At 35.7% G+C, this 13,855-nt stretch carries 15 protein-coding genes; 1 reads left to right on the top strand and 14 read right to left on the bottom strand.

Translation table 11 applies throughout. From position 1 onward, the window contains the following. Positions 1 to 86 precede the first annotated feature (86 nt). Positions 87 to 914, bottom strand: coding sequence for an ankyrin repeat domain-containing protein (locus PBT91_RS17160; protein WP_270059682.1), 828 nt, complete (start codon positions 912 to 914; stop codon positions 87 to 89). A gap of 168 nt (positions 915 to 1,082) precedes the next feature. Between PBT91_RS17160 and PBT91_RS17155 the strand changes: the two genes are divergently transcribed. After that, positions 1,083 to 2,993: a S9 family peptidase gene (locus tag PBT91_RS17155; protein WP_270059681.1), complete on the top strand. Its 1,911-nt coding sequence runs from the start codon at positions 1,083 to 1,085 to the stop codon at positions 2,991 to 2,993. A gap of 74 nt (positions 2,994 to 3,067) precedes the next feature. On the opposite strand, the gene PBT91_RS17150 is transcribed toward PBT91_RS17155, so the two are convergent. From PBT91_RS17150 to hemA, 13 genes are all read right to left on the bottom strand, one after another. Next, positions 3,068 to 4,216, bottom strand: a complete 1,149-nt coding sequence (locus PBT91_RS17150; protein WP_270059680.1) for a serine hydrolase domain-containing protein — start codon at positions 4,214 to 4,216, stop codon at positions 3,068 to 3,070. A gap of 36 nt (positions 4,217 to 4,252) precedes the next feature. Next, positions 4,253 to 4,729, bottom strand: a complete 477-nt coding sequence (locus PBT91_RS17145) for a methylated-DNA--[protein]-cysteine S-methyltransferase (RefSeq protein WP_270059679.1) — start codon at positions 4,727 to 4,729, stop codon at positions 4,253 to 4,255. Then, on the bottom strand, positions 4,677 to 5,816 hold the full coding sequence (locus tag PBT91_RS17140; RefSeq protein ID WP_270059678.1) for a CNNM domain-containing protein: 1,140 nt from the start codon (positions 5,814 to 5,816) through the stop codon (positions 4,677 to 4,679). Before PBT91_RS17140 ends, PBT91_RS17145 begins: the two co-directional genes overlap by 53 nt. 127 nt (positions 5,817 to 5,943) lie before the next feature. Then, entirely contained in the window at positions 5,944 to 6,462 is a 519-nt protein-coding gene (locus tag PBT91_RS17135; protein ID WP_270059677.1) for a hypothetical protein, read from the bottom strand. A 66-nt stretch (positions 6,463 to 6,528) separates the two neighbouring features. Continuing rightward, positions 6,529 to 6,882 carry a hypothetical protein gene (locus PBT91_RS17130; RefSeq protein ID WP_270059676.1) on the bottom strand — a complete coding sequence of 118 codons (354 nt, stop codon included), beginning with the start codon at positions 6,880 to 6,882 and terminating at the stop codon, positions 6,529 to 6,531. Between the two features lie 191 nt (positions 6,883 to 7,073). Then, positions 7,074 to 8,066: a porphobilinogen synthase gene (gene hemB / locus PBT91_RS17125; protein WP_270059675.1), complete on the bottom strand. Its 993-nt coding sequence runs from the start codon at positions 8,064 to 8,066 to the stop codon at positions 7,074 to 7,076. A 39-nt stretch (positions 8,067 to 8,105) separates the two neighbouring features. Continuing rightward, positions 8,106 to 9,008, bottom strand: a complete 903-nt coding sequence (gene hemF / locus PBT91_RS17120; RefSeq protein ID WP_270059674.1) for an oxygen-dependent coproporphyrinogen oxidase — start codon at positions 9,006 to 9,008, stop codon at positions 8,106 to 8,108. Between the two features lies 1 nt (position 9,009). Beyond that, the gene (locus tag PBT91_RS17115; protein WP_270059673.1) at positions 9,010 to 9,408 is read right to left on the bottom strand and encodes a hypothetical protein; all 399 of its coding nucleotides are present in this window, start codon (positions 9,406 to 9,408) and stop codon (positions 9,010 to 9,012) included. A gap of 3 nt (positions 9,409 to 9,411) precedes the next feature. Beyond that, entirely contained in the window at positions 9,412 to 9,891 is a 480-nt protein-coding gene (locus tag PBT91_RS17110; protein ID WP_270059672.1) for a DUF6973 domain-containing protein, read from the bottom strand. Next, positions 9,891 to 10,919, bottom strand: coding sequence for a uroporphyrinogen decarboxylase (gene hemE / locus PBT91_RS17105; protein ID WP_270059671.1), 1,029 nt, complete (start codon positions 10,917 to 10,919; stop codon positions 9,891 to 9,893). The genes PBT91_RS17110 and hemE overlap by 1 nt, the downstream gene beginning before the upstream one ends. A 43-nt stretch (positions 10,920 to 10,962) precedes the next feature. Next, positions 10,963 to 11,628 carry a uroporphyrinogen-III synthase gene (locus tag PBT91_RS17100; RefSeq protein ID WP_270059670.1) on the bottom strand — a complete coding sequence of 222 codons (666 nt, stop codon included), beginning with the start codon at positions 11,626 to 11,628 and terminating at the stop codon, positions 10,963 to 10,965. A 5-nt stretch (positions 11,629 to 11,633) separates the two neighbouring features. Continuing rightward, on the bottom strand, positions 11,634 to 12,548 hold the full coding sequence (gene hemC / locus PBT91_RS17095) for a hydroxymethylbilane synthase (protein ID WP_270059669.1): 915 nt from the start codon (positions 12,546 to 12,548) through the stop codon (positions 11,634 to 11,636). Further along, the gene (gene hemA, locus PBT91_RS17090; protein ID WP_270059668.1) at positions 12,545 to 13,798 is read right to left on the bottom strand and encodes a glutamyl-tRNA reductase; all 1,254 of its coding nucleotides are present in this window, start codon (positions 13,796 to 13,798) and stop codon (positions 12,545 to 12,547) included. The genes hemC and hemA overlap by 4 nt, the downstream gene beginning before the upstream one ends. Positions 13,799 to 13,855: the final 57 nt, after the last annotated feature.

The following is a 13,855-nucleotide window of genomic DNA, read 5'->3' as shown; positions in this document are numbered from 1 at the left end:
CAATTGAAATTCAGTATTTTAAATTACAATTTTATAATTGAATTTTCAAAATGTACTTATCAACTTCTAGAATATTAATATTTGCGCTATTCAAATAAGGTGATTAAGTCTTGGTTTTTACTTTCTAAAGCAATATCGTAAGCGGTTTTATGGTTTTCTAAACCCTCTATATTTTGATCGACTTCAGGATAGCTTAGCAATTGTTTTACAACTTCTGTTTTTTCAAATAGTGCCGCAATCATCAAAGGAGTGTATTGATTTTTGGTAAATTCTGTAGGTGTGAAATTTGGGTTGTCTTTCCAGGAAATCGCTTTTATATTCATATTTGCTCCGTTTTTATAAAGCAACGATATCAATTCAGAATTAGCGAAATAACAGGCTAAAATTAGCGAACAGGCACCGTCTCGATCTCTTAAGTTAGGATTCATTCCACTATCTAATAATTTTTTAAATAGCTGTATGTTTTGTTTTTTCTCTTTAACTAAAAAAGCAGCTTTAACATTCAACGGTTCTGGGTTTTTCACCATTTTATTTTCAACGGAAGCATCAAAATCATTATTCAGTAAAATTTCAGCAATTTCAGTATGATCTGCTTCCAAAGCCCAATGCATTAAAGTTCCGTAGCGTGAAATAAAATTTACATCGGCACCTTTTTTTAATAGAAAAACTACAATTTCTTGGTTGTTTTCCGAAACAGCATCAAATAATACCGTAGTATGAGAATCAACATGATTAGGGTCAAAATGGGATTCCTTGAAAAGGCTTTTAAAGGCCGCAACCGAGTCATTTTCAATAAAAGCTTCTAGTTTTTTATAGGTTTTATCAAGTTCAGCCTTATCTAAACTATTAACTTTTCGAGTTTTACAGGCGACAAGCGTAATAATTAGGAAAACGAATACAAATTTTTGGAGCATTGTGTATAGATATTAAGCTTGCAAAAATATCTCTTTAGTATGATCTTTTGGGTATATAAACCATAAATAAGAAATGGAGAATTGATTGTTTTGCGTAGTAAATTAATAGACTTAGACTTAAATTTGTGGCTTATACCTTCGTTAAAATGAAGAATAATATATAAATCTATGAAAAAATTAATGCTGGTTATGAGCTTAGTGATTAACGGATCTGTTGGTTTTGCACAACAAAGAATGACTCCGGAAAAATTATGGCAGGTCGAGAGGATAAGTGTTTTGGGGCTGGATAAAAGCGGTGAACAATTATATTATAAACTTTCCATCCCAAATGTTGAAGAAAATGATTTTGCTACAAAATATTATCAAATTCCTGCTGATGGAGGCACAGCGAAAGAGATCACTAAAGATGAGGTTGCAGTTGGGGAAGACAGAAATACTTCTCCAAATGGTGAATATAAGCTCTTTCACAAAGAGGTGCATTTAGAAGATGTAAAATCCAAAGATCTTTACAAGGATCTAGAAAAATCTGACGCGTATGTGTTTTCAGATTTAGACATTCGTCATTGGGATACCTGGCAAGATGGAAGCTTTGCGCATGTTTTTTATAAAAAAGCAGATCAGGAAGATAGCGAAGGCATTGATATTATGCCGAACGAGCCATATTACAGTCCGCAGAAACCTTTTGGAGGCGAAGAAGATTATTGCTGGTCTCCAGACGGTAAGAGTATCTATTATGTCTCTAAAAAGTTGAAAGGTAAGAAGTATGCTACAAGTACAAATACCGATATTTATAAGTATAATTTAGAAGCTAAAGAGACCGAAAATATCACCAAAGAGAATAAGGGATATGACACCAATCCTGCTTTTTCTTCGGAAGGGGCTTTGGCCTGGTTGCAAATGAAGGAAGACGGTTACGAGGCGGATAAAAATGATATCGTTGTTTTAGAAAATGGCGTAAAACAAAACCTTACGGCCAACTGGGACGGGACGGTAAATAGCTTTTTATGGGCAAAAAACGGAGAGGAAATCTATTTTACCGCTCCGGTAGATGGTACCATTCAATTATTCAAAGTGAATTATCCTGGTAAAAAACGAATTGCAGCTGTAGTAGAACAACTTTCTGAAGGTCAATTTGATGTTACTGGTATTATTGCTGAAAAGAAAAAAGAGCTATTGGTGACCCGCACCGATATGAATCATGCAGCTGAAGTATTTAGCTTTAATTTGAAGAAGAAAACTTTTGAACAAATAACGAATGTAAATACTGAATTATATGCTGCGTTAGATTTGCCGAAAGTAGAAAAACGATATGTAAGTACCACCGATGGTAAAAAGATGCTAGTTTGGGTAATTTTACCTCCTAATTTTGATGCATCAAAGAAGTATCCAACGTTACTTTATGCGCAGGGTGGACCACAATCTCCACTATCACAATTTTATTCTTTCCGATGGAATTTTCAGGTGATGGCGTCCCAGGGGTATATCGTAGTGGCGCCAAACCGTCGCGGTATGCAGGGACACGGCGTAGCATGGAATGAGGATATTAGTAAAGATTGGGGCGGCCAGGTAATGGATGATTATTTAGCTGCTATCGACGAGGTTGCTAAAGAACCGTATGTAGATAACGAACGTTTAGCCGCAGTAGGAGCAAGTTACGGAGGGTATTCGGTGTTTTATTTAGCCGGAATTCATAACAACCGATTTAAAACTTTTATAGCTCACGATGGTGTTTTTGATACTCGAAGCATGTATGGAACTACGGAAGAATTATTTTTTGTAAACCACGATTTTGGTGGGCCGTATTGGGAAAAAGATAACGCTGATGCGCAAAAAGCATATAACGAGTTTAACCCAATTACAAAAGTAGCCAATTGGGATACGCCAATTTTAATCTATCAGGGCGGTAAAGATTATCGTGTTCCGATAGAGCAAGGCTTAGGAGCTTATCAAGCAGCACAATTACTTGGTTTAAAAAGTAGATTAGTGTATTTTCCAGATGAAAATCATTGGGTACTAAAACCACAAAATGCTTTAGTTTGGCAAAGTGAATTTTTTAAATGGTTAGAAGAAACCCTTTAAATAAAGCACATTTTTGAATTAAAAAAGCCTTGTAGTTTAACTGCAAGGCTTTTTAAACTGAATAAATAGAAATTTTATTTTTCTTCCAACATCTTATACGTCTCATCTATATACTTATAAAAATCTGGGCTATGTTTTGCTTCTCCTTCACGCTTTTTGAGTCCTTGTCCTAAGCGAACGATTATCAAATCATCTTCAGGAATTACAATAACGTATTGCCCTAAAATTCCTCGCATATAAAAAATTTTCTTCTCTTTGTAATCGCTAAGCCAAAGTCCATAGCCGTAATAAGGAGCATCCTCAAAACGAGGGTTTTTCATTTTTCGAACAAAAGATGAATTAATTAAGCGACGACCATTCCAATGTCCATTTTGCATAAAAAGCTTCCCAAATTTTGCAAAATCTCTTGCATTACTGGCAATACAGCAATAGGCTTTTTCCATACCATTTTCTTTGCTATCCAATTGCCATAAAGCATCATTTTGCATTCCTAATGACTGCCATAAGCTTTCGCTCAAATATTGGGATAAAGTTTTGTTTGTAGCTTCTTCTAAAACCATACCCAATAACTCTGTATTTCCACTTAAGTATTTAAATTTCTTACCGGGCGCTTCTATAACTTCAAGATCTAAAATTAGTTTTCTGATATTATCGTCTAAATATGCCCTTGCGGTTTGCCCAAAGGGATTGTAATAACTTTCATCCCAGTTAAGACCAGAAGACATCGAAGCTAAATCACCAACCGTTAATCTTATATCAAACTGCGGAAAAAAATGGCTTACAGGTTCATCGATGCTGGTGATGTAGCCGTCACGAATCGCTTTACCTAAAAGTGCTACTACCACACTTTTTGCCATCGAAAATGAATTTGTTTTGCTTTTTGCCGAATACTTATCGTAATATTTTTCGTACCAAATACTATCATTTTTGATAATTAAAAACGCAGCCGTATTCAATTCACGATTAAGATTTTCTAAAGAATCGCTCGCTTCAACCGAATTGTAATTTTTACTTTCTGGCCAGGCTTGCGGATTCAAACTATCTGCCTTTATTACACGATTATCAAATTCGGTATAATCATCGATATAGGCTGTTTTATGTCCTTTTAGATAAGTAACTCGTATTCCTTTAAATATATAATCATAATCTAAGGCATAGATTAGAATAACGAGTACGATAATTATTCCGATGAGGTATTTTAGAAAATGTAGTAGTTTTTTCATTTTCTAAAATTAAGAATTATGTAGAAATTATTTCTATTAAAATAAGCTTTGTTGTGGTGCCGGACTTTCTAACTCCAAAAGCCACTTTTTACGATGAAGTCCGCCAGCATAACCTGTTAATGAGCCATCGCTGCCAATTACACGGTGACAGGGAATCACAATCCAAAGCGGATTCTTCCCGTTGGCAGAGGCTACCGCTCGTATCGCTTTAGGATCACCAAGTTTCTTTGAGAGTTCTAAATAAGAGCAGGTTTTGCCAAAAGGAATTTCAGATAAAGCTTTCCATACTTTTTGCTGAAAATGGGTCCCATTGGGATTCATCTTAAAACTGAAGTTTTGGCGATTCCGATTAAAATATTCAGCTAATTCATTTTTTGCCTGTACTACACACGGTGGAAGGTTATCGTCTGGATGAGGTTGAGCTTCTTCTGAAATCTTAATTTCAGAAACACCTTCTTGGTTACCCGTTATCTTTGCTGTTCCCAGAGGAGTTTTCAGGTACGTGCTTTTCATTTTCTAATTCTTCTGGTTGTGCTTCTTCTCTTCGTTGGATTAAGCCAATACGTTTTGCTCTTCGCTCCCAGTTTTTACGGGCGAGTTTTTGCATATCTTCAATACTGTCACTCTCGTCCATAATCTCTAAACCAAGTAGGGTTTCGATAATATCTTCCATAGTAACAAGGCCAACAACATTTCCAAATTCGTCGGTTACGATAGAAATATGCGTGCGTTTTCTTATAAAAATGTCAAACAAGTCTGGGATAGGAACTTCAGCAGTGGTCACAAAAACTTCCCGTTTTAAAGATTCCAATTTCGATTCTCCGTTTTGTTTAATCATTTCTTCCAATACATCGTCTTTCAGAATAAATCCTGAAATATTATTGGATTTCTCTTTGTAAACCGGAATTCTGGAAAACTTTAAATTCTTATGAGAATGATGAAAATCTGCAATGCTCATGGATTCATCTTCGGTAATGGCAACCGAAAATGGCGTCATAATATCTTTTACCTGTACAGATTTAAAAACCAACATGTTTTTAATTACCGTACTTTCGTTTTCTTCAAAAACACCTTCTTCTTCTGCAGCCTCGGTAATCGCAGCAAACTCTTCTCTACTCATGGTATTTACTTTTGCCGATTTACCAATCAATCTTGTAGTTAGCATTAAAAGCCAAAGGATACCGGTATATTTTAAAGGAGCGATCATTATACGAAGGGTGGTGGCAGTAAACGAACCCATTTTATCCCAATAGGTGGCACCTAATGTTTTTGGGATTATTTCAGAAAGAATTAAAATCCCCAATGTTAATAAACCAGAGACTATACCTACAGCGTTGCTACCATCCCCATAAGTTTTTTCTGCCTGTACACCAACCAATATAGATCCTACAGTATGAGCCACGGTGTTAATGGTAAGGATTGCAATTAGTGGCTTATCAATGTCCTTTTTAAAATTCGCTAAAATTTCGGCATATTTTTTTCCTTCTTGTCTTTTTATCTTAATAAAAGAAGGGGTGAAGCTTAATAGGGCAGCTTCTAAAATAGAGCACATAAAAGAAAAGAATATCGAAAATGCAGCAAAAACAAGGAGTAATCCCATTTGTATTTTTAGTTTTTAAAAATCTAAATTAGGAATTAAAAACTTAATTAGTTTGAAAGAAATTATAAAATAAAAAAAGCTGTAATTCATATTTCAAATTACAGCTTTTTGTCATTAAGCCAATATATTATAGGTTTGCCTGGATAAGCTCATTCCATCTAGAAGCAGTGAAAAGTCTTGTTTCCATATCATCATTTTCTACACCGTCTTCATCGTAAAATAAAATTTCAGTCACCTGCTTTAAATCACTCTTAGCCTTTAGTTCTACGCTTACCTGAATAACTTTATTTTTTCGGCTATCATTATGAATAAATGAAACGCTGCGTTTAATAATCGAGCTTTTTGTGATCTGGGAAAGATCTATTATTTGATGTTGCATCGCGTTAAATGGCTCCATCACTAAAAGTTTGTGCTGTTTTTTATCCAAACCTAGCACCAGCGAATTCGAAATTTCGGTATAATCTAAATTTAAATTGTACTCTTTGGCTAAATCTTTTAGGGCTTTTTTATTGCGCACATCTTTAGCGCTCTGTCTGTATAGTACAAAAAGAATTGGTCCTATAAAAAGTATAAAAAGCCCAAGTCCTATTATTGTTGAATAAGTATCCATTTGTTGTTGAATTAAAATTATTATCGATCTGTGCATCTTTCCTGAATTGAGGATTGCACGTGATTTTTGCTGAAAAACAGCATCGGATAATAAAAATTCAACTTATGTGAAAAAGTGAAATGGAAATATTTGCGTTGCTAACTTGCTTTTGCGATCCTGAAGATAGATCCAGGAATCCTGAGAAGGAATGATATGAAAATCTGCGGAATCTAACTTAAAATAAGTACCGTAAACTGAAGTAAATGTGGTCTGATCTTCCTGATCAGACTGAAGATTATAATTGGCAGATTCTTCAAATACAAAAGCTTTAGAACTATCGTGTTGCTTAAAATGATGCGAAGTGTTTTGAGCATCATCATAAATGAAAGTAGAAGCTTTAGGTTGCGAAATTCCTGTAGCGCTTAACAAAGCGATAAGCACTAAAGAAAAAGAGATATATAGTTTATTGAATTTCACAAAGTAAAGTTACGAAAAAGTAGCATCTGAATTACAAGAGGAGTGATGTATTTTCTAGCTAAAAAATCATCGTTATATAATTTTCGATAGCGCTAATTCCTATACTTATTTCTTACCAGTAAAAAAGAAAACCTCATAGATTTTAAAACCTATGAGGTGCTTAAAATTAACTTTGTAAAACTAATTGCTAATTATTGAAGCAATTTTGCAGCTTCCTTAGCGAAATAAGTAGAAATAATGCTTGCGCCGGCTCGCTTGATGCAAAATAGCTGCTCTAGCACAATTTTATCGTGATCTAACCAACCTTTTTCAGCAGCAGCTTTAATCATGGCGTATTCTCCGGAAACATGATAAACCGCAACAGGAACATCTACATGATCTTTAACTTCTCGAACTATATCCAAATAAGCCATACCTGGTTTTACCATTACAATGTCAGCTCCTTCTTCAACATCATCAACCGCTTCTTTAATAGCTTCAATACGGTTGGCATAATCCATTTGATAGGTTTTCTTGTCTTTAGGCACAGGTTCTGTACTTGCTTTTGGAGCAGAATCTAATGCATCTCTAAACGGGCCGTAAAAGGCTGAAGCATATTTAGCACTATAGCTCATAATCCCTACATTATGGAATCCGTTTTCTTCTAAACCATTTCGGATAGCAAGGATACGCCCATCCATCATATCACTAGGTGCAACAAAATCGGCCCCCGCTTCAGCATGGCTAATACTCATTTGGGTTAGCGCATCTACGGTAGCATCGTTAATAATTTGCCCATTTTCAATAATTCCATCGTGACCGTAAATCGAGTAAGGGTCTAAGGCTACATCGGGCATCACAATCATTTCAGGTACAGCATCTTTAATGGCTTTTATGCTTTGTTGCATAAGACCATCTTTGTTCCATGCTTCTTTACCGGTGTTATCTTTTAGATTTTCACTAACTTTTACATAAAGATTTACCGCTTTTACGCCCAGATTCCATAATTCTTTAACTTCTTTTACTGTGCCATCTATCGATTGGCGGTAAATGCCGGGCATCGACGGTATTTCTGTTTTTATTCCTTTACCTTCCGCAATAAACATTGGAAACATAAAATCTTGCGGACTCAAATTTGTTTCGCGAACTAAACTTCTTATAGATTCATTAGTTCGTAATCTTCTACTTCTTCGTAATGGAAACATAATTTTTCTAATATCAATTCAAAATTCTAGTGATCTATTTTATACCCACTCTTTAGGTTTCTTCAAAACCTCTAAAAGTTTATCTTCTTCGGATCCTGCTTTCGGATGGTGATCGTAAACCCATTGTACATGCGGAGGTAAACTCATTAAAATACTCTCAATCCGGCCGTTGGTTTTTAATCCGAACAGCGTTCCTTTATCATGAACAAGATTAAATTCTACATAGCGACCGCGACGAATTTCTTGCCAGTTCCGGTGAATTTGGTCGTATTCCAGATCTTTTCTTTTCTCAACAATTGGTACGTAAGCTTCCAGAAAGCTATTGCCAACTTCAGTCACAAAATGGTACCAATCGGTAATGCTATGTTGTTCAGAATCTTTTAAATAATCGAAAAACAATCCGCCAATGCCACGCGCTTCATTACGATGAGCATTCCAAAAGTAGAGATCACATCTTTTTTTATATTCAGGATAAAATTTTGGATCATGTTTGTCGCAGGCATTTTTAGAAACCTGATGAAAATGAATCGCATCTTCTTCAAAAAGATAATAAGGTGTAAGATCCTGCCCGCCACCAAACCATTGATCTAGCGTTGTTCCATCTTTATCGTACATTTCAAAATAGCGCCAATTGGCGTGTACTGTAGGAATCATTGGGCTTTTTGGATGAATAACTAAACTTAAGCCGCATGCGAAAAAATTAACATCGCCAACGCCAAAGTATTCTTGCATTGCAGGATTTAGCGGCCCGTGCACCGCTGAAATATTAACGCCGCCTTTTTCGAAAATTGCTCCATTCTCGATCACTCTAGTACGGCCACCGCCTCCTTCGTCACGTTTCCAGAGGTCTTCTTTAAATTTTGCTACTCCGTCGATTTCCTCTAGTTTCGAGGTGATCGTATCCTGAAGTTCCTGTATATATTGATAAAATTGGTCTTTCATGCTAATCATTTATCCAACTTCTTGCTTCGTTAATTTTTTGTGTAAGACTGAACGAAAACGTACTACTTATCTCTTGTGCGGTTTTATAAATTATAAGCGTTTTTTGAGCAAGATCGGCCTGCTTCTCTTCGGCTTCTAACTCGATACTTCTAAGAAGAATATCGCCAAGCGCTTCATAATGCGAAAATTCTAAGTTAAGATTAGCTAAGATCTCCATTAATTTTTCTTCATGAAGATTTTCGATTTCTTCTAAGCCAATGCCAATGGCCTCTTTTAATCTTCGATCTAGATCAAGCCTAATTTCTTCCCATTCATCGGGAACATGTCCCATTTCCATAATCGCACGCAGTTGTGTATCAATGCGCTCTTTCTCTTCGTCTCGATAATTTTTGTTCAGCATAATCTAGTTTTCTATAAAAACGAGTTTATTTTTATCTAATTTCGATAGATCTGGATCTTTAATTTTTATTGCGGAATTCATTAAATCTTGAAATTTTTTAACGATATTTTCTTCTGGATTATTGCTGAAGATGTTTCGTCCCACTGCATTATTATGAAGATCCATTGCTCGTGCTAGTGCTTTATTTGGAGCCAAACGCTCATGAAGATCGGTAATTTTCTTGGTCCAGTTTATCGACTCTTCAATCGAAAAGTTTTTTCTGAAAAGTTTTTCAGCAATAAGAAAATTCCAATAGGCATGTCTAAACGCGTTTTCTTTGGTATCGCTATAATGTTTTTTTCCAAAAAGCCGATCGCAAGATTTTAAAGTTTCTCGGGTAGCTTTATATATTGGAAAAATATATGATGGTTTGGGCAAAAATAACTTCAGCAGAATAAAAATTTCTTTAAAATTAAGCTGTTGTATTCTCGCCCCAATTGCCATTATTTAGCGCGATATTCTTTAACCGCATCTACAAAAGCTTTGGCATTATCTACGGGAATATCTGGTAGAATACCATGGCCAAGATTTGCGATATAACGATCTTTACCAAACTCATCAATCATTTGGTGTACCATTTTTTTAATTTCTTTAGGTGGAGAGTATAATCTTGAAGGATCAAAATTACCCTGCAATGTGATTTTTCCACCACTTAAATAGCGTGCATTTTGTGCACTACAGGTCCAATCTACGCCTAAAGCGGCAGCACCAGAGTTTGCCATTTCCTGCAAAGCAAACCAACAACCTTTACCAAAAGCGATTACAGGAATTTCATCTTTTAAAGCATCTATAATTTGCTGAATATACTTCCAGGAAAATTCCTGGTAATCTACAGGACTCAACATACCGCCCCAAGAATCAAAAACCTGAACAGCATCTACGCCAGCTTTTACCTTTGCTTTTAAATAAGCAATGGTTGTATCTGTAATTTTTTGTAATAATTGGTGCGCTGCTACTGGATTCGTAAAACAAAATTTCTTGGCTTTATCAAAGTTTTTGGAACCTTGTCCCTGCACCGCATAGCACATGATCGTCCATGGAGAACCGGCAAAACCAATTAGCGGAACTTCATTATTTAATTGTTGTTTGGTTAGTTTAATGGCATCCATAACGTAACCAAGCGTTTCTTCGATATTGGGAACAATAACCTGCTCTACATCTTTTGCGCTACGAATAGGATGTGGTAACCAAGGGCCAAGACCGGGTTTCATCTCTACCTCAATATTCATGGCCTGCGGTACCACCAAAATATCACTAAATAAAATGGCAGCATCGGTTCCTACCTGTTCGATGGGCATTACGGTAATTTCTGTAGCCAACTCTGGAGTTCGGCAGCGCGTAAAGAAATCGTATTTTTCTTTTAGCTTCATAAAATCAGGAAGATAGCGGCCTGCCTGGCGCATCATCCAAACAGGTGGTCGCTCTACAGATTCTCCTTTTAAAGCTTTTAAGAAAAGATCGTTTTTAATCATGTTTCTTGGTTTATTGCAAAATTCGGTAATTCCCAGTTAAAATTCAGGAATTAGAGATTTCATTTTTATTGAATGTTTTTACTACCTGCACGATTACATTTTCTATACTAGGTTGGGTAGCCATTATAATATTTTCAGTATAATTTTTTGCTGAATTTGCTGTAGTGGTACCAATACAAAATGCCGTAGTGGTTTTAATTTTATTTTTGCTGAAATAACTTTCTACTCCGCTTGGACTAAAGAATAAGATTCCATCAAATTCTTGGTGAAATTCAGCATAATTCAGTTTGGTTTTATATACCTGAATTTCTTCAAAAGAAATTTCATTTTTGTTTAGTTGAATTTGCAATTCATCTCGGCGTTTATTTCCGCAGAAAAAAACAAAGTGCTTATTTTGATGATTTTCGATGATTTTTTTTGCTAATGCTGAAGCATTATCCGCAACTTCAGTAATCTCGATATCATTTTCCTGAAGTAAATTAGCGGTTTTAGTACCTACCACAAATGCTTTTTCTACTTTCACTTTATCTTGAATCGCTTTGAAAGCATTTTTACTAGTGATAATAGCATTTTTTACTAGTTTAAAATTAAATGAAAAAGGGATAAATTCTATTTTTATGGCGTTGTATTCCACCAAACCAATTTTAGCACCAAGCAATAATTGCTTTTGCGAAACGCTAAGTTTTTTTGTGGAAAGTACAGTGGCCATAAGCCTTAATTTAAAACTTCCTTGATTTGTTTCATCAATTCAGCGCCACCTTTGGCAAGAATTTCTTCGGCACAAAATTTTCCGAATCCCTCAACATTTTCGGCAGCGATCCTCTTTTCTACTTCAATTTTTTGTGTTCCATCTAAACTTAAAAGAGCGGCTTTAAAATGTAAAATCTTATCATTGTCGATTTTTGCCAACCCGCCAATAGGTGCTGTACAGCCTCCCTCTAAAGTTCTTAAGAACTCTCGTTCTACATGTACCTCAAGATCTGTTTGATAATGATTTAATGCACCAATTGCTTTTCTGGTAAATTCATCTTTCTCTAAAGCAACGATTAGCATTGCTCCCTGTGCAGGTGCTGGGATCATCCAATCGAGATTGATAAAATTATCAGGTTTTATTTCGATTCTTTCTAAACCAGCAGCGGCGAAAATAGCTCCGTTCCAGTCATTATCTTCCAGCTTCTGCATTCTGGTATTCACATTTCCGCGAAGATCTACTACCTGGTGATTTGGATAGCGATGTAGCCATTGCGATTTTCTGCGCAGGCTTCCGGTAGCAATTGTTCCGTTGCCATCTAAAAAATCGGTACCTTTATGAATAAGTATATCACTAGTGTTTGCACGTTTTAAAACAGCCGCTTCAACAATTCCTTTTGGTAATGCTGTAGGGACGTCTTTCATAGAATGTACTGCGATATCTACTTTGCCGGTAAGCATGGCAACATCTAAAGTTTTAGTAAAAATCCCGGTGATTCCCATTTCGTAAAGCGGAACATCCAGATTTAGATCTCCGGTAGATTTTACGGGAACAAGTTCGGTTTGGTGGCCTAGCTTTTCTAGTGCCGATTGTACAGTTTTTGCCTGCCACAAAGCCAGCTCGCTGTCTCGTGTTCCTATACGTATCACTTTATTCATCGTGCTTGTTCTTCTAACTGAAAGACTTTTTGGATAAGCTCAAGGCTCTCATCGGTAGTGTTTGAGTCTTCTTTAAGATGATTGGCAAATTGCTTCATGATCTTTTGGATAATCCTGTTGCTCACTATTTCTGCCTGTTCATCATTAAAATCTTCTATCTTTTTTCGCTGAAAGTCAAGCTCTGCATCTTTCATCATTCTTAGCTTTTTCTTTAGCGCTTTAATTGTAGGGGCAAATTTTCTGGTTTCTAGCCATTTACAAAATTCAGCCTGAACTTCTGCAATTATTATTTCAGCTTCAGGAATAAACTTTTTACGACGTTGTAGCGTTTCGTCGGTAATTTGAGAAAGATGATCTAAATGAACCAGTTTTACATTATCTAATTCCTCTACATCTTCAGCTACATTTTTAGGGATAGAAAGATCCAAAATCAATAAATCTTTTTTACAATATAAAAGTTCTTTGCTAATGGTTGGATTTTGTGCACCGGTAGCCACAATTAGAACATCTGTATTTCTAATCTCTGCTTGTAGATCGGCATAATCTTTAACCGTTAAACTAAATTTTCCGGCAATTTTTTCAGCCTTATCTTTCGTTCGGTTAATTAAAGTAATATGTTTATTCTGGGTGTGCTTAATTAAATTTTCGCAAGTATTTCTTCCAATTTTACCAGTTCCGAAGAGCAAAATATTTTTGTTAGAAACATCTTCTATATTTTGTAAAATATACTGAACGGAAGCAAAAGAGACAGAAGTGGCTCCTGAAGATATTTCGGTTTCATTTTTAATTCGCTTGCTCGCCTGGATTACTGCATTTACCAAACGCTCTGTAAAAGCATTGGCTAATCCCACTTTTTTAGACTGCGCAAAAGCCAGTTTTATTTGGCTAATAATTTCAAAATCTCCAAGAATTTGGCTGTCTAAGCCAGTACCTACACGAAATAAATGTGAAATGGCTTGTTTACTTTTATAAACATAAGCTACTTTTTCAAACTCTTCTACCGTACCGTGTGTATGCTCACAAAGAAGTTTTATAAGCTGAAATGGATGCTCTGCAAATCCATAAATCTCAGTTCGGTTGCAAGTAGAAGTAAGTAAAACACCATCGATGCCTTCTCGCTTTGCCTGGATTAGTATTTTAGATTTTGCTTCTTCAGTAAGACTAAAATGTCCTCTAATTTCGGCATCTGCTTTTTTGTAGCTTAAACCAATAGTATAAAAATGTCTGCCTTTAGAAATTAAACTTTCCATGAACTCTTTAGGGATTGCGTGGCAAAATTAAATTATTGTTAACATAAAAAATAACGC

Origin of the sequence: Zunongwangia sp. HGR-M22 (assembly GCF_027594425.1) — a bacterium.
Lineage (GTDB): Bacteria > Bacteroidota > Bacteroidia > Flavobacteriales > Flavobacteriaceae > Zunongwangia.
This window is presented reverse-complemented; position numbering and strand designations above follow the sequence as displayed.

Bases quoted from the DNA above. Each gene is read 5' to 3' on its own strand.
- PBT91_RS17160 (WP_270059682.1), bottom strand. From the start codon at position 914: ATGCTCCAAAAATTTGTATTCGTTTTCCTAATTATTACGCTTGTCGCC.
- PBT91_RS17155 (WP_270059681.1), top strand. From the start codon at position 1,083: ATGAAAAAATTAATGCTGGTTATGAGCTTAGTGATTAACGGATCTGTT.
- PBT91_RS17150 (WP_270059680.1), bottom strand. From the start codon at position 4,216: ATGAAAAAACTACTACATTTTCTAAAATACCTCATCGGAATAATTATC.
- PBT91_RS17145 (WP_270059679.1), bottom strand. From the start codon at position 4,729: ATGAAAAGCACGTACCTGAAAACTCCTCTGGGAACAGCAAAGATAACG.
- PBT91_RS17140 (WP_270059678.1), bottom strand. From the start codon at position 5,816: ATGGGATTACTCCTTGTTTTTGCTGCATTTTCGATATTCTTTTCTTTT.
- PBT91_RS17135 (WP_270059677.1), bottom strand. From the start codon at position 6,462: ATGCACAGATCGATAATAATTTTAATTCAACAACAAATGGATACTTAT.
- hemB (WP_270059675.1), bottom strand. From the start codon at position 8,066: ATGTTTCCATTACGAAGAAGTAGAAGATTACGAACTAATGAATCTATA.
- hemF (WP_270059674.1), bottom strand. From the start codon at position 9,008: ATGAAAGACCAATTTTATCAATATATACAGGAACTTCAGGATACGATC.
- PBT91_RS17115 (WP_270059673.1), bottom strand. From the start codon at position 9,408: ATGCTGAACAAAAATTATCGAGACGAAGAGAAAGAGCGCATTGATACA.
- PBT91_RS17110 (WP_270059672.1), bottom strand. From the start codon at position 9,891: ATGGCAATTGGGGCGAGAATACAACAGCTTAATTTTAAAGAAATTTTT.
- hemE (WP_270059671.1), bottom strand. From the start codon at position 10,919: ATGATTAAAAACGATCTTTTCTTAAAAGCTTTAAAAGGAGAATCTGTA.
- PBT91_RS17100 (WP_270059670.1), bottom strand. From the start codon at position 11,628: ATGGCCACTGTACTTTCCACAAAAAAACTTAGCGTTTCGCAAAAGCAA.
- hemC (WP_270059669.1), bottom strand. From the start codon at position 12,548: ATGAATAAAGTGATACGTATAGGAACACGAGACAGCGAGCTGGCTTTG.
- hemA (WP_270059668.1), bottom strand. From the start codon at position 13,798: ATGGAAAGTTTAATTTCTAAAGGCAGACATTTTTATACTATTGGTTTA.